This is a genomic window from Occallatibacter riparius, from assembly GCF_025264625.1.
Lineage (GTDB): Bacteria > Acidobacteriota > Terriglobia > Terriglobales > Acidobacteriaceae > Telmatobacter > Telmatobacter riparius.
Map to the genome: position 1 here is coordinate 439906 of NZ_CP093313.1, position 20471 is coordinate 460376.

At 61.4% G+C, this 20471-nt stretch carries 29 protein-coding genes; all 29 read left to right on the forward strand.

The window, feature by feature from the left end; all coding sequences use genetic code 11:
- The first annotated feature begins 51 nt into the window (after nt 1-51).
- The 29 genes from MOP44_RS01555 to MOP44_RS01690 all read left to right on the forward strand — a co-directional run bounded on the left by MOP44_RS01555 (nt 52) and on the right by MOP44_RS01690 (nt 20446).
- Nucleotides 52-351 (forward strand): hypothetical protein, encoded by a 300-nt coding sequence (locus tag MOP44_RS01555; protein ID WP_260794136.1) that lies wholly within the window; start codon nt 52-54, stop codon nt 349-351.
- 11 nt (nt 352-362) lie between these two features.
- Nucleotides 363-602 (forward strand): hypothetical protein, encoded by a 240-nt coding sequence (locus MOP44_RS01560; protein WP_260794137.1) that lies wholly within the window; start codon nt 363-365, stop codon nt 600-602.
- Complete coding sequence (locus tag MOP44_RS01565) at nt 599-865, forward strand: hypothetical protein (RefSeq protein ID WP_260794138.1); 267 nt, start codon at nt 599-601, stop codon at nt 863-865. Before MOP44_RS01560 ends, MOP44_RS01565 begins: the two co-directional genes overlap by 4 nt.
- 9 nt (nt 866-874) lie before the next feature.
- Nucleotides 875-1351 carry an NUDIX hydrolase gene (locus tag MOP44_RS01570; RefSeq protein WP_260794139.1) on the forward strand — a complete coding sequence of 159 codons (477 nt, stop codon included), beginning with the start codon at nt 875-877 and terminating at the stop codon, nt 1349-1351.
- A gap of 355 nt (nt 1352-1706) precedes the next feature.
- Nucleotides 1707-2012: a hypothetical protein gene (locus MOP44_RS01575; protein ID WP_260794140.1), complete on the forward strand. Its 306-nt coding sequence runs from the start codon at nt 1707-1709 to the stop codon at nt 2010-2012.
- Nucleotides 2009-2620 carry a hypothetical protein gene (locus MOP44_RS01580; RefSeq protein WP_260794141.1) on the forward strand — a complete coding sequence of 204 codons (612 nt, stop codon included), beginning with the start codon at nt 2009-2011 and terminating at the stop codon, nt 2618-2620. The genes MOP44_RS01575 and MOP44_RS01580 overlap by 4 nt, the downstream gene beginning before the upstream one ends.
- The gene (locus MOP44_RS01585) at nt 2617-2742 is read left to right on the forward strand and encodes a hypothetical protein (RefSeq protein ID WP_260794142.1); all 126 of its coding nucleotides are present in this window, start codon (nt 2617-2619) and stop codon (nt 2740-2742) included. The genes MOP44_RS01580 and MOP44_RS01585 overlap by 4 nt, the downstream gene beginning before the upstream one ends.
- Nucleotides 2742-3314, forward strand: coding sequence for a DUF4031 domain-containing protein (locus tag MOP44_RS01590; protein WP_260794143.1), 573 nt, complete (start codon nt 2742-2744; stop codon nt 3312-3314). Before MOP44_RS01585 ends, MOP44_RS01590 begins: the two co-directional genes overlap by 1 nt.
- Before the next feature lie 179 nt (nt 3315-3493).
- Entirely contained in the window at nt 3494-4522 is a 1029-nt protein-coding gene (locus MOP44_RS01595; protein WP_260794144.1) for a helix-turn-helix domain-containing protein, read from the forward strand.
- 2 nt (nt 4523-4524) lie between these two features.
- On the forward strand, nt 4525-4809 hold the full coding sequence (locus tag MOP44_RS01600; protein WP_260794145.1) for a helix-turn-helix domain-containing protein: 285 nt from the start codon (nt 4525-4527) through the stop codon (nt 4807-4809).
- Nucleotides 4810-5138: 329 nt separating this feature from the next.
- On the forward strand, nt 5139-5561 hold the full coding sequence (locus tag MOP44_RS01605; protein WP_260794146.1) for a hypothetical protein: 423 nt from the start codon (nt 5139-5141) through the stop codon (nt 5559-5561).
- Nucleotides 5562-5781: 220 nt separating this feature from the next.
- A complete protein-coding gene (locus tag MOP44_RS01610) occupies nt 5782-5997 on the forward strand; it encodes a hypothetical protein (protein WP_260794147.1) in 216 nt (71 codons plus the stop codon).
- Nucleotides 5998-6012: 15 nt separating this feature from the next.
- Nucleotides 6013-6888 (forward strand): hypothetical protein, encoded by an 876-nt coding sequence (locus MOP44_RS01615; RefSeq protein ID WP_260794148.1) that lies wholly within the window; start codon nt 6013-6015, stop codon nt 6886-6888.
- Between the two features lie 95 nt (nt 6889-6983).
- Complete coding sequence (locus MOP44_RS27955; protein WP_390905463.1) at nt 6984-7256, forward strand: HNH endonuclease; 273 nt, start codon at nt 6984-6986, stop codon at nt 7254-7256.
- A gap of 216 nt (nt 7257-7472) precedes the next feature.
- Nucleotides 7473-8021: a hypothetical protein gene (locus MOP44_RS01620; RefSeq protein ID WP_260794149.1), complete on the forward strand. Its 549-nt coding sequence runs from the start codon at nt 7473-7475 to the stop codon at nt 8019-8021.
- A 1-nt stretch (nt 8022) separates the two neighbouring features.
- Nucleotides 8023-9711 (forward strand): terminase large subunit, encoded by a 1689-nt coding sequence (locus MOP44_RS01625; protein WP_260794150.1) that lies wholly within the window; start codon nt 8023-8025, stop codon nt 9709-9711.
- Nucleotides 9712-11067 carry a phage portal protein gene (locus MOP44_RS01630; protein WP_260794151.1) on the forward strand — a complete coding sequence of 452 codons (1356 nt, stop codon included), beginning with the start codon at nt 9712-9714 and terminating at the stop codon, nt 11065-11067.
- Between the two features lie 12 nt (nt 11068-11079).
- Nucleotides 11080-12081 carry an HK97 family phage prohead protease gene (locus tag MOP44_RS01635; RefSeq protein ID WP_260794152.1) on the forward strand — a complete coding sequence of 334 codons (1002 nt, stop codon included), beginning with the start codon at nt 11080-11082 and terminating at the stop codon, nt 12079-12081.
- Between the two features lie 90 nt (nt 12082-12171).
- Nucleotides 12172-13542 (forward strand): phage major capsid protein, encoded by a 1371-nt coding sequence (locus MOP44_RS01640; protein ID WP_260794153.1) that lies wholly within the window; start codon nt 12172-12174, stop codon nt 13540-13542.
- Between the two features lie 178 nt (nt 13543-13720).
- Entirely contained in the window at nt 13721-14392 is a 672-nt protein-coding gene (locus MOP44_RS01645) for a head-tail connector protein (RefSeq protein ID WP_260794154.1), read from the forward strand.
- Nucleotides 14389-14775, forward strand: a complete 387-nt coding sequence (locus tag MOP44_RS01650) for a phage head closure protein (RefSeq protein WP_260794155.1) — start codon at nt 14389-14391, stop codon at nt 14773-14775. Before MOP44_RS01645 ends, MOP44_RS01650 begins: the two co-directional genes overlap by 4 nt.
- 18 nt (nt 14776-14793) lie before the next feature.
- The gene (locus MOP44_RS01655) at nt 14794-15189 is read left to right on the forward strand and encodes a DUF3168 domain-containing protein (protein ID WP_260794156.1); all 396 of its coding nucleotides are present in this window, start codon (nt 14794-14796) and stop codon (nt 15187-15189) included.
- 29 nt (nt 15190-15218) lie between these two features.
- Nucleotides 15219-15656, forward strand: coding sequence for a hypothetical protein (locus MOP44_RS01660; protein WP_260794157.1), 438 nt, complete (start codon nt 15219-15221; stop codon nt 15654-15656).
- Nucleotides 15657-15689: 33 nt separating this feature from the next.
- The gene (locus MOP44_RS01665) at nt 15690-16094 is read left to right on the forward strand and encodes a hypothetical protein (protein WP_260794158.1); all 405 of its coding nucleotides are present in this window, start codon (nt 15690-15692) and stop codon (nt 16092-16094) included.
- 70 nt (nt 16095-16164) lie between these two features.
- Nucleotides 16165-16548: a hypothetical protein gene (locus MOP44_RS01670; protein ID WP_260794159.1), complete on the forward strand. Its 384-nt coding sequence runs from the start codon at nt 16165-16167 to the stop codon at nt 16546-16548.
- Between the two features lie 41 nt (nt 16549-16589).
- Nucleotides 16590-16871, forward strand: coding sequence for a hypothetical protein (locus MOP44_RS01675; protein ID WP_260794160.1), 282 nt, complete (start codon nt 16590-16592; stop codon nt 16869-16871).
- 20 nt (nt 16872-16891) lie between these two features.
- Nucleotides 16892-17311, forward strand: coding sequence for a hypothetical protein (locus MOP44_RS01680; RefSeq protein ID WP_260794161.1), 420 nt, complete (start codon nt 16892-16894; stop codon nt 17309-17311).
- 63 nt (nt 17312-17374) lie between these two features.
- Complete coding sequence (locus MOP44_RS01685) at nt 17375-17866, forward strand: HK97-gp10 family putative phage morphogenesis protein (RefSeq protein WP_260794162.1); 492 nt, start codon at nt 17375-17377, stop codon at nt 17864-17866.
- Nucleotides 17867-20446, forward strand: a complete 2580-nt coding sequence (locus tag MOP44_RS01690; RefSeq protein ID WP_260794163.1) for a phage tail tape measure family protein — start codon at nt 17867-17869, stop codon at nt 20444-20446. It abuts the gene before it with no gap.
- Nucleotides 20447-20471: the final 25 nt, after the last annotated feature.

Genomic DNA, 20471 nt, shown 5'->3' on the forward strand with positions numbered 1-20471 from the left:
CGCCGTTCGCGACGGTGCGCAACCTTAACTCTCAACCGAAAAGGATCATCGATGATGAGAACCAAGATTCCTGAAAGTGCGAAGCGTATTCCCGTCAGGCCTGTAGCTCTGGGTGAAGTGACGGGCCATCACCATAGCTTCATGTCGAACGTAGCCGAAACGGATGTTGCTGACCTGGTCGAGATGTATGAGGGTCCGGACGGTATGACTTATGTCCGCGTGCTCGGCGAACCCGGCGACGTCTCACTTGTCCACCAGGAGCACAAGGCCCATATCGTCCCGCCGGGTGAATACAGCGTGACGATTCAGCAGGAAAACACCGACTGGGGCGCGCGCCCCGTGGCTGACTGACGAGGCCCGCGTTGGCGAAGAGCACTGAACCAAAGCGCCGCTTTTTATTGCAGACCTCTCAGGCTGTCTTCGAAGAGGGTGCGCTGCGGCAGGTCACGGTTGAGGCGTACGACGGCTTTGCTGTTGTGCGCCTCAAGGGCCTTCCTGGTGCGTTCCCGTTACCTTGGGGAGCCGTGTATCGCCTGGCTGAAGCGCAGGCCGCGGAGCGCAGATTCAAGGGACTTATGGCGAAGCTGGGGATCGACGCGTGAGCAAGGGCAAGGATCATCTGGACTGGGGGAAGCTGGGGACCGTGGAGGCGATTGGCGAGTGGTTGCGCTCGAAGTCGGACGCGATCTGCGTGCTCGTGATTCGCGCGCCGGACTCGGTGCTGCTGGTCGATCCGGCCTGCACGCCGCGCGATGCCGGCGAGCTGGTCGCCGAGCGGCTGGGCCAGTTGTTGCAGCGCGTGGAAGCGGCGCGCAAAGAGGGCAAGAAAGGCATTCGGCTCGATCACGGGCCGGTGATGGAGTGAGGAGAGGAAATGGTTAAGTACGTTGCTGGATTGTTGTTTGACGAAGACTGCAAAAAGGTCGCTCTTGTGCTTAAGAACCATGGACCGTCGGCCATCGTCGGCAAGTGGAACGCGATCGGCGGCAAGCGCATCGACAGCACCAATCTGGGCCTCGGATTTGAGAGCGGGCCAGCTGCAATGTATCGAGAGTTTCTGGAGGAAACAGGCGTCGAAGTGCGCGATTGGTCGCTGTTCTTGCGGCTCCAGGGTGACCAATGGGAGGTCGAGTTCTATCACGCATTCGATACGGCGAAGCAGTCGCAGGTCCGCACGATGGAGTCGGAGCAGATCATGGTTTGGCCTATCGACGATGAGCACCCCGTCTGGGTGCCAAACCTCAACTGGATCATCCCGATGGCTCTTGGGCACACGGAAGATCACGTCTGGGTGTACGACGTGATGGAGAAAGAGACCATGGCACGGGTTCCTGAGTACAGAGGGCACTGAGGCGGCTATGGCGAGGCGAAGCGGCGGGGGAATGCGGAAGAGCGGATGGCATCGAGAGGCGCGGCGCCGGGAGCACGGGGACTTTAACCCGGAAGTCGCAGCGCCGTCGCGGTGGGAGCTGTTCCTGCGCGAGCTGGATGTGCGCGAGGCGCAGGTGCCGGAAGTGCTGTGGACGGGAGGCTCTATCGCCGCGCGGGATCCGGACCTTGGTGAAGGCAAATCGGCTACATGCATACGTGCCGGAAGTTGTTTTGGCTGCGCTTGGCTTCGACGTGGCCCGCGATCTTGAAAGCGTGCGCGAGCTGCAGCTGGCAACGATGGCGCGCCACGCGGCGGCCGCTGGGGGAGTAAGTCGATGGCGAAGCGCGAACGTCCGGAGGATGGCGGGATCGAGTGGCACGACAGGCTGAATGCTTTTGAGTGCCTGGGGTGCGGGGAGTTCGATGAAGTGCACAGCGCGCGGCGCCGCAACGATGCGGAGTGGATGCAGGAGCGCCGCGAACTGCTGGTGCTGGATCACACGGAGTGCTGGGAGTTCGACGATCCGAAGATGGCGCGGGACGCGCGGCGGTATCGCAGCGAGAGGAAGCGGCGAGAGTTGCTGAAGGCGCGTGCGGGTGCAGCGCTGGACAGGCAGGCAGTGAGTTGGAGGGGGAGATGACAAAGGCAGGGACCAGGGAACAGGGAGTAGGGAGTAGAAGACTGCGGCGCCGGCTGGGCGGCTGGCTGCGTGAGCTGGGGCAGGCGATCGCGGAGTCGGAGTATGAGACGACGCCGCAACCGCAACGGCGTGAACTTGAAGAGCAGGTCGATCGGCTGAATCGAAGTTTGGAGTATGCCGAGAAGGCTCATGATGCCGTGGCGCGCCGATTGGCTCGCACGGAAGAGCTGCTGTTTGCGGCTACCGAAGGCTATGAGGTTCCCGGGCTGACTCCGGCGGAGATCGAGCGCCTGGCGCTGCTGGCGGAAGAATGCGGCGAGGCAGTCCAGGCGGTCTGCAAGGTTCTGCGGCACGGCTGGGAGAGCCAGTCGCCGTATGGCGGCAAAACGAATCGCGTGGCGCTGGAGCGTGAGATCGGCAACGTGCGGGCCGTGGTGAATCTCATGCTCGATGAGAAGGATGTGCGGCTCGGCGATGTGCAGGCCTGGCAACGGGCGAAGCGCGGGCAGATTGTGAAGTGGACGCACCACCAGGCCTGCTCGATGCCGCGCGACGAGCAGCTCGCGATGATCGAACTAATTCAACTGAACGGAGGAAGTGAACGATGACGTGGAAAGAGAAGACTATCTATCGAATTTTGCTCATCATTGCGAAGCATCTTTCCGAAGGCGACTTGAAAACTGACATCGGCAATCTGGCGAACCACGTGAGTCTGGGCGAGAAGAACTGATGGCGGTTTACGTCGACGACATGCAGGCTCCGTTCGGGCGCATGGTGATGTGCCACATGATCGCGGATACATCGACGGAGTTGCGCGAGATGGCGCGGCGGGTGGGCGTCGCCGCGCGCTGGATCCAGTACGCAGATACCTGGAAAGAGCACTTCGATATCTGCAAATCGAAACGAGAGTTGGCGATCAGCTTCGGCGCGATCGCGATCACCACAAGGGAACTCGCCGCCATGGGCTATCGTCCATACCGAGCAAGGAGCCCTGAAAGCCACAATTCAAGGGGTGCGAACGTGGGAATGCGATTCATGGTGATAGCGAGTTCGGTGCGGGGGCAGCTGGCGGTGCCGGAGCCGCTGGATGAAACGGGGCAGGCGCTGGCGATCGCTCGCGTGGAGATGGAGCAGCGATCGCAGGCGCAGGCGCACGCGCTGTGGAATGACCGGCCCGGCGGCGATCCCACACTGCCCATGCGGGACCGCATGCGGGTGACGCCGGATGAAGTGGCCTGGGCGCGGCGGATTCTGGCGTGCATTGGCGAAGAACGGTTTGCGCGTACGTTCAGCCGGATTTGAGAGCTCTGCGGCGCAGTGAAATGGCCGCCGGGAGAAAGGGCGCGTCTCTACAGCGGTGGGACGCTAGAGGGACTTGTGGAACGTAACCCACGGGCCGGGCGGGATGGCTGCCCGGCCCGTGGTGCGAGTGCGGGGGAGAATCAAGTGGGTAAACAGCACGTAACACGACAGGGCGGACGATGACGAATCGCGGGGATCAGGAAGTGAGCCTGCGGGATCAGCGCAAGCCTTGTCACTTCTGGGTGGATAACGAGGTTGCGGACTGCTACCAGCCGCTCATCGGCGCGGACGCGACCTGGGTGTACTGCAGGATTGCGCGCTATGCGCATGGGGCCTGGATTGTTTCTCCGAAGGTGCGCAGTGGCGATACACGCGTGAGCCTTCGCGAGATGGCGGAGTGGTGCGGAAAGAGCGTGGACACGGTGTGGCGCTGCCTGCAGGTCCTGCAGCACGTTGGCCTGATTCACGCGCAGGGTGCGGTGAAGAGCAAGGGGCGTTATGCCCTTGCGGATGTGAAGGACCTGGTCTCGCGCGAGGGCGGGGCTTACGACTCGGGGATGGGATGCCTGCAACTGCCGGTGGCGAGGGCCGCGGCGTTGAAGGTGGAAGTAAGAGAGCTGCGGGCGCGGCTGGCACGCAAAACGAGCGGACTTTCCGTAGTCGGTGGGGTTTCCATGGCTAACGCATCTGTCGCTCTGAGCGACAGATTGGAAGGCTCGCTTTTTTCTGTGCCTGGGGAAAAGTGCGACAGATCTGTCGCTCAGAGCGACAAAACTGTCGCACCAGGAGCGACAGACGACAATGTTTTAAGAACACAAGACTGCAAGACTGAAAAACTCCCCCCAGCCCCCAGTTGCTGCGCGACCGGGGGAGATGGGGGCACGGCTTCGCCGGATCGCGAGATCGACGACGCTGTGAAGCGGGTGATGGACGCCATCGGTGCGACAGCACGGCGGCTGAAACGGAAAATCCGCGAGCAGATAGGCCTGCGGGTGGATGCGGGCAGTGGGCGGGCTGCGGAGGTCGCGGATCGAATGATCGCGGCGCAGCGCAAGCTGGAGAAGAACAGCCATCTGCTTTTCAAAGTGCCCAGTGCAGCCGAGTTTTACGAATCCGGCATGTGGGAGAACTCTGCCCGCTGGAACTGGGATCAGACGGCGATACGTGAAGCGCAGCGCGCCATGGAAGCGCGCGCAGGGAGCTTTTGAGAATGGCGAAGGCGCGGACGGAGGAAGAAAAGCTGTTCGACGTGGAAGTGGGAAAGCGGATCACGGCGGCGCGCGAGGCGGCGAAGGTCTCGCAGGCGGAGCTGGCATCGGCGATCGGCGTCAGTCAGCAGCTCGTTGCGAAGTATGAATCGGGCGGCCGGATTTCACCGATCCTTCTGAGGAAAACAGCGGTCGCATTACGCGTTTCGTTGTTGTTTCTGGTGCCAAATACAACTCCGAGTTGTATTCTTGCGGATTCTTCGCAGCGCCTGATGAATTTCCATTAGGATTCGATTCGACTCATGGACAATTTCCGGAGTGATCCGGCGGACACGGCAGAACCTGAAGTTCTCCGCACTGCCCAAAGAGACGATGCCGTGCGTCTGAAAAAGGAGCCCCGTTTTATGCAAATCCAGGGTGAGCATGTAAAGGCACCCAAAACTTGCGCTTTATTGTTCCGGATCGATCTCAGCTTACTCGTTCATCCGTCGCGTGCGGGTGGAAGAGGGTCTCGCCAACGTGAAGCTTGGCATTTGGCGGGCGGTGCGGCATGACGTGAGCGGAACTTTGACTGCCTTTCAAGAGCTCGATAAGCGATTAGCTTCTGGAGGCGCAAGTGGCACGTCGGGGAAGGCGGAACGGTGATCAGTTCAAGGTGTACGCGGCGGAAGGCGGCTTCCGTGTCATCCAGCGTACGAGCCTTGCGAACGCGCAGCTCTATGAGGCTCTGAAGATCTGGCGCCGCGAGTACGACACGGTGACGGGCGCGCACATCGGCTTTCGCGTGATCGGTGCGGAGTCAAAGAAGGTGGACAGCGATCTGCGCTCGATTCAGACCGCCGCCGCGATCGACAGCGCGGAGATGGAGCTGAACGTCGAGCGGTCGTGCACGGCCGGGCTGCCGGAAGTGTTGCGCCTGAAGCGTGCGAAAGAGGGACGGCTTCCGGAGGATGAAGTGGAACGCGTCCAGGCGAAGATTGCTGTGTATCCGCATGTGGGCGCGGCGCAGGGTGACATTTTGCGGGTTTGGCCCGCGTAAAGGGGAATTAACGAGAGGGGCTGAGTAGCGAAATGCGAAAGGCCCCGTATTAGAGAGCTCCTGCAGGTTTGGCTCGTAAATTGTCCACGGTGCACAGTGGTGAGCCGACGGGTAGTAGACAGGGAGCGTGAGCGGCGGCACTGATCCAATTGGCCCGGATCAGTGCCGCTTTCATTTGGGTGCAAGATCAGCCGAATCGATTCATTGGGAGAACGCAAGGGTGAATCTTTCCGAACAGTTCTGGCTCAGTCTTGTGATCCAGGTCGTCATCGGGGTCGCGGTGATCGCGATGATGAAGCAGCAACTTCGGGACCTTGTCGGGTGGGTTCGCCAGATCAGCCAGGACGTGAAGGATCTGCGCGAGAAGCACACGGACCATGAGGGCAGGCTCTCGCATGTTGAGGGTCAGCTGGGCGTGACGCGGAAAAAGCAGTGAGAGGAGCATGAGGCGATGCAGAACTGGAAGACAACGATCATCGGATTGGCGATGGGTGGCCTGCAGGCCGCGGCGACGTACCAGGGCAGCGGCGGCTGGAAGGGTTACGGGATTGCGATCGGCATCGCGCTGATCGGCATCCTGGCGCGCGATTTCAATGTGACGCTGAGCGATGCGGAGCTGGCGTCGATCAAGAACTTCATGAATAGCGGTGGGAAGGTTGCGGGTCTCGATGATCCGGCACACAAGCCGTGCCCGATGCCTCCCGATGGAAATGCTGCGCAGAAGCTGGGCGTGCTGATGTTGTGCGCGCTGCTCCTGCAGGCAACGTTGTTCACGGGATGCACGAAGGCGCAGGCCGCGCAGGACATTGTGAACTGGATGCCGGCGCTGCAGAACGCGGTGCATGTGGTGGATGCGACGGCTGCGGTGCTGGATCCGGCGGCGGCGCCGATTCTGGCAGCGGCTACGAAAGGATTCGACGCGGGCGCGCAGTTGGTTGTGGCGCAGGCGCAGGCGTATCTGGCAAGTCCAAGTGTATCGGTGCTGGCGCAGTTGCAGGCGGCGGTTGTGACGCTGCAGCAATCGGTGAACCAGGCGGTGCTGGAGGCGGCGCGTATCGTGAATCCTCAGAGCCAGCAGAAAGCATTGGTGGATATTGCAGCGGTGGCCACGATCGTGAACACGGTGCTGGCGCTGGTCAATGGGATGATCGGGCCGAGTGCAGCGAAGTCAGCGAATGCAGCCGCGATCAAGGTGGCGCAGGTGACTGGTTATCTCGACCAGGACAAGGCTGCCCGGCTGATTGCTGAGCACTACAGGATCAGCAACGAAGCGGCGCGGGTTGAGTATCGGGCAGGGTTGCAGGAGCTGGCGCAAGCCGGGTTCTAAGGTTGCCTAGTCGCAGTAAGACTCCATGCGGGCAGCCTGGCTGCGCTGAGTTGGTCAATGCGGGCGAGGGCTTTTGCGGAACGCATCGGAAGTCGGTGAGCAATCCGCGCAAGCAGTATGACAAGGCTCGGGGCAGCGCGGCGAGCCGCGGTTATGACAGAGATTGGCAGGCGGTCCGAGAGGAATTCATCAAGGAGAATCCGCTCTGCCAGGATTGTCTGGAGTTGAACCCGCCGCGGCCGACGCCGGCAACGGAAGCCCACCATGTGCTGAAGGTTGTCGAACGTCCGGATTTGCGGCTCCGGAAAGACAATCTGCGAGCGCTCTGTAAGGAGTGTCACAGCGCGCGGACGGCTCGGGGAGAGTGACTTGCCCGGAGGGGTAGGGGGTCAAAATCGCTAGCGACCTCGGCCTCGTAGACCGTGCCCCAGCCTTTTGCATGCGTCCACAAAATGGAGTTTTTGTCAGTTAGCTGTTGTTTTTGAGGTAGTTAGCCGTAGCTCATAACAAGCCCGTCAGGATCGCGCGTAGATGCCCCGTAGAGCGCGTCATGGCGGATCAACCACGCGAAAAGGTGCCTCAACATGGCTGGACGCCCGCGCAAGCCGACGAACCTCCTGGAGATCACAGGCGCTCTCCGGAAGAATCCGTCCAGGGCACGCGCGCGCCAGGGAGAACCTCAGCCTGCCCTCGGCCTGGGCGAGCCGCCGGTGCGGTGGCAGTCTCATCCTGCCGCGGCTCAGGCCTACGAGTTGTTCGCCCAGGACAAGAGCACCAACGAAGTCGCCGCGCAGCTCGGCATCTCCTGGGACGAGGCCCGTGCGATCCGTGAGAACCAGGCGCAGGCTGCCGACAATGCCAAGCTCTGCGAGCTCTGGCGCGAGCTTTGTGAGATGGCGGACTGGCTCACGAAGGCTGATCGCTGGACCGCTGAGCAGATCTGCGAGCTCAAGCTGCTCCAGGTCAAGCGCACGATCAAGTCCGCCGATCGCAAGGAACTCAACAGCCTCTGCAACAAGTGCGGCCTCGATCCTTCAGGCCGCTCTAAGGTCAACACGACTCCCGCGGATGCGAAGGCCGCCGCGACTGCCGATCCTCGCGACGTCTACCTGCGCAAAAAACTGAGGGCGTAACTTGGCCAGGCGCACCGTCGCCGAAAAGTACATCGCGGATGTATTGGCCGGCAGGATCCTCACTTCGCAACACGTCCGCCGTCAGATCGAGCGCCATCAGCGCGATCTGAAAGACGGCGCGAAACGCGGCCTGGTCTTCAACCGCGAAGCCGCGCAAGATGTCATCGACTTCTTTCCGCTCTTCCTCGAACACTACGAGGGCGAGTGGAACGGCAAGCCTTTCGAGCTCCGGCCGGACCAGCAGGCCATGCTCTGGATCCTCTACGGCTGGAAGTGGGCGGACACCGGGTACCGCCGTTTCAAGTACGCCTACGTCGAACAGGGCCGCGGTACCGGCAAGAGTCCGCTCGCCGCCGGCCTTTGCATCTACGAGTTCTTTGCGTTCGGCGAGCCGGGCGCCCAGGTCTACATAGCCGCCACCGACAAGGCAACGGCAAAGGTAGTCTTCAACGCAGCGAAGCAGATGGTCGAGAACTCCGACTATCTGCGCGCCCGCATTACCGAGCGCGGCGTTAACAACATGGCAATCCCGGAGACGGCCTCCTTCATGGAGCCGGTCTCCTCTGAGGATAAGAACCTACTTGGCCGGCGGCCATCCTTCACGGTGCTGGACGAGCTCCACGTCCACTCCAGCTCTGGCGTCTGGGATGTCTTCGACTCGGCCTCCGGCAAGCGTCCCAACTCGCTCATGTTCGCCATCACGAACAGCGGGTTCAATCGCGAGACGGTGTGCTGGAAGAAAAGGGAATACGTCGTCAAGGTGCTGCAGGGCATTATCCCTGACGACACCTGGTTTGGATGGGTCTGCGGCCTCGATGAAGAGGACATCAAAGATCCGAACGGTTGGAAGAACGAAAAGAACTGGATCAAGGCCTGCCCCGCTCTCGGCGTCATCATCCGCATTGAGCAGATGCGGCGCATGGCGGAGCAGGCCGCCAACGATCCGTCGGCGCTCAACACGTTCCTGCGGTACCAGATGTGCGTGTGGACATCCGGTCACAGCAACTGGATGCCGATGGACAAATGGGATCTCTGCAACGATCCCATCGACCCCGCAGCACTCCGCGGCCGCAAGTGCATCGGCGGCCTTGACCTGTCCACCACGATCGATATCTCGGCGTTCGTGCTTTTGTTCCCGCCGGCGCCGGACGATCCGCTCTGGCGCGTGTTGCCGTGGTTCTTCCTGCCGAAGGAAGCCATCGAGAAGCGCGCCAAAAAGGATCAGGTGCCCTACGACGTGTGGGAGCGCCAGGGATTGTTCACGCTCACTGAGGGTGATGTCATCGACTACGACTTCATCCGGGCCAAGGTAAACGAGGTCGCCGGCGAATACGAGATTCAGGAGATCGCCTACGACCCCTACAACGCGCAACAGATCGTTACGCAGCTCACCGGAGACGGCTTCACCATGGTTCCCATCCGCCAGGGCTTCCTGACGCTCAACGCGCCCACCAAGCGGCTTATGGAGCTGGTGCTCACGCACCTGTTCGCACACGGTGGCAACGCCGTCCTGCGCTGGATGGCCTCCAACGTAATCGTCTCCACTGACGCCGCCGGCAGCATCAAGCCTGACAAGAGTCTGATCCGCGAAAAGATTGACGGCATCGTTGCCATCATCACCGCCCTGGCGCGCGCCATCGTAGCGCCCGAGGACGACGGCTACATCTCGCCCGTAGTGAGGAGCGTGTAAATGTTCGAAGGAATCAAAGGCGCCGTCAAGGATCTCATCGTCCGCATGGGGCAGGAGGAGCAGCCGCTCTCGCTGTTCTCTGAGGCCAAGGCCGCGGCGTTCTCTTTCGATACGGTCTCCGCCGGCTGGTATGCGCGCAACGGCTACTACGGCATATACTCCGCGCTCTCCGGAGGCCTGCCCGCCTGGTCCGGCGAGCCTGTCTCCACTGAGACGGCGATGGGTCTCAGCACCGTCTGGGCCTGCAACAAGGTCATCTCCGAGTCGATCGGCTTTCTCGCGCTCAACATGATGCGCCAGGTGGGACAGGAAAAGCAGCCCGCTGTCGGCCATCCCACCTACAACGCGATGAAGAATGCTCCCAGTCCGGAGATGACGTCGCAGAATTTCACTGAGCTGCTCAGCTCGCATTGCGTCCTGCAGGGTAACGGCTTTGCGAAAATCGTGCGGCGCTCCGGAACCGGCACGGCGATGGAGTTCTATCCCATCCAGCCGCAGATGGTGTTTCCCGATCGCGAAAAGACCGGCCAGAAGCGCCTGGTCTACGTAGTCAAGGAGAACAATCAGCCGGACCAGACCTACACTGTCCAGCGCGACAAGCCGCAGGACATCCTGCACATCCGCGGCCTCGGCTGGGACGGTATGCGCGGTTACAGCGTCATCACCATGGCGCGGCAGTCGCTGGGTACCGCGATCGCGCAGGAACGCAACGTTGCCAACTTCTATGCGAAGGGCGGCCGAGTTCCATACGCGCTAAAGCATCCGTCGAAGTTCAAGGACGACAATGATGCGGAGCGCTTCAGCGCTAACTGGCTCAAGGCCTATTCGGATCCGCACAAACCGCCAATTCTTGAGAGCGGCCTAGAGTATGTCAAGCTCGGCCTCACGGCGGCCGACTCGCAGCTCATCGAATCGCGCGAGTTCACCATTCCCGAAATCTGCCGCTGGTTCAGCGTGTTTCCCACCCTGGTGGGCGATCTCTCGCACGCTACGTTCAGCAATATCGAGTCTCTCGCCGAGCAGTTTGTACGCTTCACCCTCATGACCTGGCTCACTCGTTGGGAGCAGGAAATGTGGCGCTGCGTACTGACGCCCGAGGAGAAGGGGCAGGGCTACTTTTTCCGCCATGACTTAAGTGCCCTGCTCCGCGCCGACTTCCAAACGCGCATGGCCGGATATGCGCAGATGCTTCAGATGGGCAAGAACTCCATCAACGAAGTTCGCGCGATGGAAGGCGAAAACCCCATCGATGGCGGCGACGAGCACTACGTCCAGGTCAACCTTGCGCCCGTGCAGAACATGCAGGGCGCCAACGCGCCGGCCGTGCGCATCCGCGTCGGCAGCGACAAAAAGTAGCGAGGAGTGAACATGAAGAACAAGCGCCGTGAAATGCGGTTGTCCATCAAGAGCGTGTCTGAGGACGGCACGTTTGAGGGGATGCTCTCGCCTTACAACAACGTCGACGACGGCGGGGATGTGGTCGAGCCCGGCGCGTTTACCAAGACGCTCCAGGAGAACGGCAGCACCGTGCCCATGCTCTGGCAGCACAAGGCGGATTGCCCGATCGGCGAGCTCGAGCTGAAGGATACCGCCGACGGCCTGGCCTGCAGCGGGAAGCTCTTGCTTGAGATCCCCGAAGCGAAGAAAGCCTATCTGCTGATGAAAGCGAAGATCGTCAAGGGGCTGTCCATCGGCTACGACGCCATCAAGGCGCAGGTTGTCGACGGCGTACGCCATCTCAAAGAGATCCGCCTCTGGGAAGGTTCCGTCGTCACGTTCCCCATGAACACGCTCGCCGGCGTCACCGATGTGAAGGCGCAGCGCGAGGAGAAAGGCGACTTCAACGAAGAGCTGCACGAGCAGCAAATGCTTGATGCCTGGTACCAGATTCCTTCTGCATTGCGTAGCGCGCTTTATAGTGCGGTGTGGCAATCGGGAGCCAAGCGCGCCGATATCATCGCCGCGAGTGAAACCGCGATCGATCAGTTCCGCGCCGCCTACATGGAATTCCTGCCGCAGTATCTCGACGTGATCGCGGAGCTCTACGGTATGGATACAAAGGCCTGGGCCGGCCGTCGTGAAACCAAGGATGGCCGCAAGCTCTCCGCTGCCACCAAGGGCACGCTGAGCGAGTGCCATGGCCACATGAAATCCGCATTCGATATTTTGGCCGCACTGCTGGACGACGAAGCCGGCGAGGACGTCGACGACGACTCCGAGGATGCCACTTCCAAATCCGCAGCCGCGCGCCAGCACAAGTCCAAGCCGGAAGACGGGGCCCCCGGCGACAGGTCCAAGTCGCTGGGGTCGCAGGAACTCCACTTGGCGGCCGACTCCCTCGAGGCTATGAGGGCGCTCCTGCGGGCGTAATCGCAGGTTTCGGGGTCCCCGGCGACAGGTCTACGTCGCTGGGGTGAAGGTTCACAACTCCACAACCCAATTCAATCAGGAGGTTCCCACGTGGAACTGAAGGATCAGTTGTCCGCTCTGCAGACGGAGCTGAAGAGCTACGTCGAAAAGGCCGCCGAAGAGAAGAAGAATTTCGGCACGATGCTCACTGAAACCAAAGAGTCTGTCGAGAAGCTGCAGAAGCAGATCGACGCCGTCGATATCAAGCTTGCCGAGAAGCACCAGGCCGGCGCGCCTGAACTCTCGCTCGAGGAAGAGCTCAAGCAGAACGACGACGTCGCCCGCATCATCAAGAACCGCTCTGGCCGTGTTTCGTTCACGGTCAAATCGAACCGCTTCTTCGATCGCAAAACCACCATCACCTCCGCCGCGGTGGGCGCTTCCACCTCCGGCGTGCTCACCATCGATCGCATCTCCGGAATCACGGCAGAAGCGCGCCAGGGCCTGCGCGTGCGCGATCTGTTCCTGGCGCGTCCCACCAGCCTGCAGCTCGTCGACTTCGTCAAGGTGACGTCGCCGCCGTCGTACACCATCAGCATGACCGGCGACACAACCAATGGAAGCAAGGCCATCGCCAACACTTCCATCAGCACTTCGGGCCTGAAGGTCGGTCAGCCGATCTCCGGCACGGGCATCGCGGCCGGATCTGTGATCGCCAGCATCACCGGCGCCAACGCCATCACTGTTTCGAAGAATGCTACCGCCACCGCAACTGGCGTCGCACTCTCCGTCACGGCTGGCGCGGGCAGCGTGACGGCAGAAGGCAACGCCATCAACGAGAGCGCCGTGACGTTCGCGTCTGCCTCGGAGAAGGTGAAGACGATCGCGGCCTTCATTCCCGCTACCAAGCAAATCCTCGACGACTTCGCGGAGCTGGCCGGCTACATCAACACGTCGCTGCCCTACTACGTGAACCTCGAAGAGGAGCTGCAGCTCCTGTCCGGCGATGGAACGGGCGAAAACCTGCACGGGTACATCCCCCAGGCGCAGGCCTATGACACCTCGCTCAACGTCGCCGGCGACAACAAGATCGACCAGCTCGGCCACGCCATCAGCCAGATCGCGCGGTCGAAGGAACTGACGCCCACCTTCATCGTCCTCAATGAGATGGATTGGTGGGCGATCCGCCTCACCAAGGACTCCTACGGCCGCTATATCCTCGGCGATCCGCAGACCGCGGTGCGTCCGTCGATCTGGGGCCTCGACGTGGTTCCCACGACCTCGATCCCGCAGAATCAGTTCCTCGTCGGCACCGGTGCGCCGCCGGCAGCCGAGATCCGCGACCGCATGGATATGCAGGTCGAGATCTCGACCGAGCACGCGGACTTCTTCCAGAAGAACCTGGTCGCGATCCGTGCGGAGAAGCGTGTCGCCAACGTGGTGAAGCGCCCCAACGCCTTCGTGCAGGGCCAGTTCAGCTAAACCTCTTCAACCCCTCAAGAATGGCGGGGATCTCCGGGATCCCCGCATGAGGTTGCACTCATGCGCGAAGTTCAAACGCCGGCGCCTCGGAAGTTCGAAACCAAGGTCGTCGCTCCGTCTCAAGCGAAGCCGCAGCTGAAGCCCGAATCGGGCCTGAAATAACTGGAGCGCAGCGACCATGAACTTTCCGTACGGCTATCCCTACGTCTCGCCTTACGATTCGAACTTCGACTCTTTCGGGACTCTGCGCCTCACGCAGACCGAGGAGCCGCAGACTTTCGTCGAGCCGCTCAATCTGGGCGAGGTTAAAACCTATCTCAAGCTCGATGACACGTTCACCGACGATGACACGCAACTCGCCGTCCTGATCTCGGCCGCGCGCGAGCAGGCAGAGATCCTGCAGAACCGCGACCTGGTCCGCAAGCAGTGGGATGTCAGCTATGACTACTGGCCTGCGTATCGCATCGGCCTGCGCGCCCCCTGCGTTTCCGTCGACCTGGTGCAGTACACGGATCTCGCCGGCAACGTGACCACGATGAACGTCACTGCGGATTACTTCGTTGACCTCAAGAAAGAACCCGCCGTCGTAACGCCGCCCTGGAACCGCTCCTGGCCCGCGTTTACGCCGGCGCCATCCTCGGCCATCCTGGTCCGCTTCACCTCCGGCTATGCGGCCAACGATCCGTTCTGGTCCGGGTCCGGAGCGCGCATCAAGATGGGCATGCTGATGTTGATCGGCTCCTGGTACGAAAACCGCCTGCCCTTCACCCCGGGCGCTCGCGCTGACGCTGAGCTGCCCTTTGCCGTTACCTCCTGCCTCAGCTTCGGGCAGCTTTGGAGAACCAAATGAAGGGTGCCTTTGCAGATCCTCTCGTCATCAATCCCGGCGAGCTGCGCCACCGCATCGAGATCCAGGAGGTCAGCAGCACCGCCCAGGATCCGCGCGGCAAGTCCGTCAATCCGAAGATGTGGGACAAAGTGCTTTCCTGCTGGGCGAAGATCGAGGGCGCTGGGTCGCGCACATTCCGCATGTCGTTTTCGAATAACGCCCAGGTATCGCTCTCCACGGATGTGATCACCATCCGCTGGCCCGGCAGCAATGTCGTCCTCAAGCCAGGGCAGCGCGTTCAGTTCAATTCAAACCTGTTCAATATCGACGCGGTCGACAACGTCCAGCATCGCAACCGCAAAGTTGTCCTGGCCTGCACCCAGATCAGCGCCGATTCCAACTAGTGAGAGGGAGAGCGTCCGATGGTAGATGCAGGTCTGGTAGCGCGGCTTGCCGCCGATGCAGCAGTGAAGGCGCTCTCAAAGGGGACGTGGCAGGTGGCCGCGCCGCCCATCTCTCCGGATGTCGACCCATGCCTGAGCTATCGTTTCGTCGGCGGCTCGAATGAGATCACGTTTAACACCTCTGGCGTCTTCCGCCAGCGCATCGAGCTGACAGCACACTCCGCCGATGCCGGCAAGGCCGCCGATCTGCGCGACAAGGCGATCGCCGCCCTGCTCGACTGGACGGGCCGGTTGTCGGACGGCGTCTTCGTGCTCGAAGTCCTCTTGCTCAATCCTGGAACTGACTTCATCGGTGAAGATCGTGCATTTCACCGCATGTGTGAGTTCTATGTCCTCTACACCATGCCCAGCTAAGGCCGGTCCGCCGGCGAGGAGAAAAGCTTATGGCTTACGCAGGTTCCAAGGCTCGTGCGGGCCGGAATATCATCGTCTCGGTCGGCGAGACGCCGACTGTGATCGGCGACGTTTTCGACTACGGAACGTTTGGTGGCGAATGGGCCACCACAAAGGTGACGCGACTGACGAGCTCGGCCGACGAGTTTATCAAGACCATCAAGGATAACGGCAATCTGCAGCTCAAGCTGAACGCGGTGCCCAGCGATGCCGGTCAGATTGCGCTCGAAGCCGCCGAGGCGGATGCTGATCCCACCAAGATCACGGTGCAGTTCCCGGTGCTGGATGGACAGACAACCACCGGAAACAGCTTCGTGTTCTACGGCCTGGTGCTCGGCTTCAAGTATTCGGGCGATCCCAGCAAGCAGCTCCAGGTCGAAGTCAACATCAAGATCACCGGCGATGTGACCAAGACTCCGGGGGCCTAAAGCGTATACTGCGAGGCGCGGGGGAATTCAAACATGACCAAGCTTCGCAGGTATCTTTTCGTTGCAATGCTCGCCGTCCTGGCGCCTCTGGGCGCGATCGCGGCCGACGTTTGGCATGAGGGGTATATTGAATACCCTCATACTCTCGCGGCGGCCGTGCACGGCGTGGTTCCGGAGGGCACGCGTATCACGCTTGACGACGGCACGGCGATCGAGCTTGCAACTCTCGATCCTGGCGATGTGTTTCAGAAGCTCATCGCCTATTGGAGCAAAGAACGCACGGACTACCGCGCGGCACCGCCCAATGTGGATAAGTTCCTCTTCAAGGTGCGAACGGGCAAGCCGGCGGCGAATGGTGGCCGCTATGTCGAGATTCGCTATTCGGCAAACGACTGGTACGGCCGTTCCTGGAAAGGTGTAACGCACGCCATCAAGTGATGGCCGTCGCGGGGCCCTGACAATCTGTAAGAGAAAGCCGCCTTCGGGTGGCTTTTGTTTTTGGAGACGAATGATGAAGAGAGCCAATGCGCCGACAAACAATCCGGCCCTGCCCAGAACCCCGGTTGTCATTGCCGGCAAGACTTATGACCTTTGCTTCGACTTCGCTGCCCTAGGCCGGGCGGAGAACGAGATCAATGCCGAGCTGGCACGCGCCGGCATTGCGGAGCGCGTCAACCTGCTCTATGCGCTTCCCGTAGCGAATCTGCGCAATACGCAGCTCGTGTTTGCCGCCGCGGTTCGGACGTTCCATCCTGATCTGAGCTTCGCAGAGGCGCTTGCGCTGCTCACGTTTGACAACCTCTGGGATGTGGCCGAAAAGATCCGCGAGGCCTGGAAGACGGCCGTTCCGGAGGCGGACAAAAAGCCGGTCCCTACCGCGCCCGGAAAGTAGGCCGGGCGCCGAGCTGGCATGAATACCTGGCCTTTGCGCGCGTGCGCATCGGCCTGTCTGAGGAAGAGTTCTTTGGGATCACGCCGCGCATGTATATCGCCCTTTGCGATGAGTGGAAACGGCAGGAGCGCGAAAAGAGGACAATGTGGGCGCAGTTGCGTACCGACATCATCAACTTCAGTATGAGGGGACCGGCGGACCCGGTCCGAGTCTCGGATATCCTGCCCGATCCGGACACGAAACCGCGGGCCCGTGGGCGCTGGCAGTCCAAAAAGCGGCTGGCAGAGGGTCTGATGGCGGTTTTTGAGCGCCTGGCCCGCTGATCGGGTGTATACTGCGGCGCATGAAACGCACGTGGATACTATGCAGCCTTCTGGGCCTCGTAGTCATCGGTTACGGAGTTGTGAGGTATGTCCATCACCGCCAATGGAGCCAGGCGCAGGCTGTGGCGCAGGTGGCCTTTCAGAAGGCGTGGCTACATAAGGATGATGACGATAGGGTATTTTCCCCGTACAAAAACGCACTTTTCGATGCCCGCGAGGCGGCCGAGGATATTCCTGCATGGGGCGAGACGGATCGGATAAGCGCGACGAAGTTTAGTTCTTGCGTTTCGATTCTCAACATCTACCGGAGCGATTCAAAGATCATCGCGCTTCGGGTATCGGACAATCAACCTGCCGACGATGTGCGTGTCGAAGGGATGAAGATGGCAACCGAGCTCGATCGCTGCGTGGGGCGCTATCCGTTCCATCCCGGCGACTAGTTTCGCCTTCCGTTTAATTCGTCAAAGCCGCCTTTCGGGGCGGCTTTCTTATTGGAGTTCACAATGCCCATGCGTATGCGGTCGACCGGCTGGAACGAGATGCAGGGCGAGATGAAGCTCCTTCGCGAGGCAGTCAACCGGGACGCTACTCGGCAGGCGGTGCGCGCCGGTGCCACCGTCATCCTCGAAGCAATGGAGACCGCGGCGCCGATCCTGGATCAGAAGACAGCCGAGAGCACTGCGCTGCCGCCGGGAGCGCTCAAACAAGATCTCAGCATTAAGTTCTTCAAGCGGTCGGAAAAGCTGGGCGTGGTGCGCGCCTGGATCGGCCCAACCCTCAACTGGCATGTGGCGCACTGGGTCGAGTATGGACACTTCCTGGTCAAAGGTGGCTATCTGAGCCTCAAGCGCGGCAAGCTGCAGGGGCACGGCCGCCGCGTCGGTGAAGTGCAAGAGCATCCGTTCCTGCGGCCCGCCTATGAGGCGAGCTGGCAGGCATCACTGGCGGCCTACGCCGCCGAAATGAAAAAGCAATTGCAAAAGTGGGTGAGCTGAATGGCGTCAACGGGAATCGGTTCGGTCCGCGCGTTCTTTGAGTCGGACAACACGGCGTTCGATCGCTCTGTCGAGGCGTCGGCATCGCAGCTCAAGGCCGCGGCTGTGGCTGCCGAGCTCGCCGGCGACAAGATTACAGAAGCGGGCGGCAAAATCGATCGCGCTGCGGCCATGCAGGAGCGCGCTGCTGAGCGTGCCCGTCAGGCCTGGCAGCGGGAATTGCTTGCGCAGGAGCGAGCCGCCGAGAAAGAGGCTGAGGTTGCGCGTGCCCGCGAGATGGCAGCGCTCAAGGCTGACATCCTGGCGCGGTCGCTCGCCGGCCAGGAGAACGCGCAGAAGATGGTGAACGCCGCTACCGAGCATGGCATTCCGGCCATGTCTGCCGCATCGGCCGCGGTGCGCACGCTCGAAGGCAATATCACGCATAACATCCGCGCTGCCGAGCGCTTCGTATCAACTACGCTCGGACTCGCGCCACTGCTCGAAAAAGCCTTTCCGGTTGTTGGAGCGGTCGCGCTGGGTGCGGCTGTCGTGGGCGTAGTCGGGGAGCTAGTTGATTTCGGCAATGAGGCTCAGGATCTCGCTAACACCCTTGGCACCGGATGGCTGGATGGCGCGATTCTCAAGCTCGAAGGCTTCGGGAAAAAGGTCAAAGAGGAAGAGGACAACATAAAGCAGTTCCAGCAACAGATCGATCAGAGCATCGCCGCGGAAAAAGAGAGTTCGTTTCAGACCACCGGGGAACGCGAGGGGCCTGCGGCTGAGGCGACCGCGCGGGCACAGGAGATGCTTCGTAAGGTCCAAGGACTTGAGTCAATGATGCCGGTGCTGCGTGAGAAGCTCCGCGTCGCCGAATATTTCGCGACCGCGCCCGACGCTCAGCGGTTCCAGTTCGACCCTTATGGTCAATCCGTCAACCGAAACAACGCCGATCCGGTGTTTCAGGCCAACGCTCGCATTGCGGAGCAATACAAGATCGATACCGGGATTCCGGCGATTGCCAAGGAGCAGGCCAAGGAGGCCCGCGCGCAGCTTGTGGCCACCCAGGCGGAAATCGACAAGATGCGGCAGGAGATGACGAAGGTCGTCACAAAGACCAGCGAGCCTGGATCGCGCTCGCCCGTCAAGGCTACGGATGAGGAGACCAGGCTGCTCGAACAGAGCTGGCAGCGGCAATTGCTGGCGCTCAAGGCGCATCACTACACGACGCTGCAGGAAGAGGCTGCATTCTGGCAGGCCCGCGCCAATCTGTCCAAGGGAGCCGCCGCGCAGTATGCGCAGGACGAAGCGAACAAGGCGCTCGCACAGATCCTCAATCGCACGCACGAGGCTTTCCAGAAGTTTCGCGAAGAGGAGGCTCGGCGGCTCCGTGAGCAGCCCCGCATGCCTGACTCGATGACCCGGGCGGCCGGCTTCACGATCTCCTCGGGCGGCACCTTTGGGTTGTTCTCCGAGCAGGGCCAGGCGCTGCGCGAAGCTACAACCAAGGCTGCCGAGGCGCAGGCCTCTCTAAATGCACAGTGGCAAGCGGCGGTGGATAAGGTCAACCTGCTCCACGGCCAGATCTCGCCGCTCGATGCGTCCATGAACGCGCAGGCTGCGCACGCTGAGCAGTATCGCTTGCAGCTCGAGGCGCTAAATGAGCAGCTGGAGGAAATGCAGAAGGGCGAAGCCCTGGCCGCGACACTGGGCGATACGGGCTACGCCGCGAAAGAAGTCCAGCTGCGCACGCAGATCGCGGAGCTGGAGAATAAGGCGCGCATCTCCGCTCTCGAGGATCAGCAGCAGGTCCTCAGTGACACATGGAAAGGCGCCATCGACAGCGTGTGGGATGAGCTGATCGCAAAGGCGCAGAACACACAGCAGCAAATCGCGCAGATTGCCGGACGCTTCATGGACGGCATCAATTCTGAAGCCGCCAAGGGATTGACTGGCGGCAAGACCGATTTCGGCGGTGTCTTTCGCGGAGCCAGCCAGAGCCTGATGAAGACGGGCCTGGAGAAGCTGGAGGGGTCGTTTCTTCACGGGTTGGGACTCGGCTCCAAAAAGGTCGACGGATCGGCCGGAAGCCCATTTCATGTGATTGTGGACAACAACGGTAATATCGTCGGCGGGGCTGGCATTCCGGCTGACATTGCAAAGCTTTTCGGCGGCCAGGCGCAGCCGTCCGTCTCAGGCCCGGCTGGCGCGGTAGCTGATGTTGCCGGGCATGGAATTATGGGCTGGGCTGGGAAGCTTTTCGGCGGTCGCTTGTCTGGCCTTGGCGGCATCTTCAGCCACCTGCTTGGTTTCGCCGGTGGCGGCGAGATCCCCGCTAACCTTCCGGTCATGGTCGGTGAAAATGGCCCGGAGATCCTGCCTCCGCTGAGCTCGCCTCGCCCGATCTTGTCGAATCGCGACAGCATGAAATGGGGTGCGGGCGCTGGCGGCGGCGTCTATATCGAACACGTTGACGCCAGGGGCACGGATCCGGCCTTGACCAGGTCGAACATCGAACAGGGATTCCAGCGCGTGCATGCGTCGGCCGCCGCCAGCGCTGCGCACGCCATGGCCGATCGGCAGCGGCGCGTGCCGCGGTAAACAACGCAACGCAGTCAACGTCAAC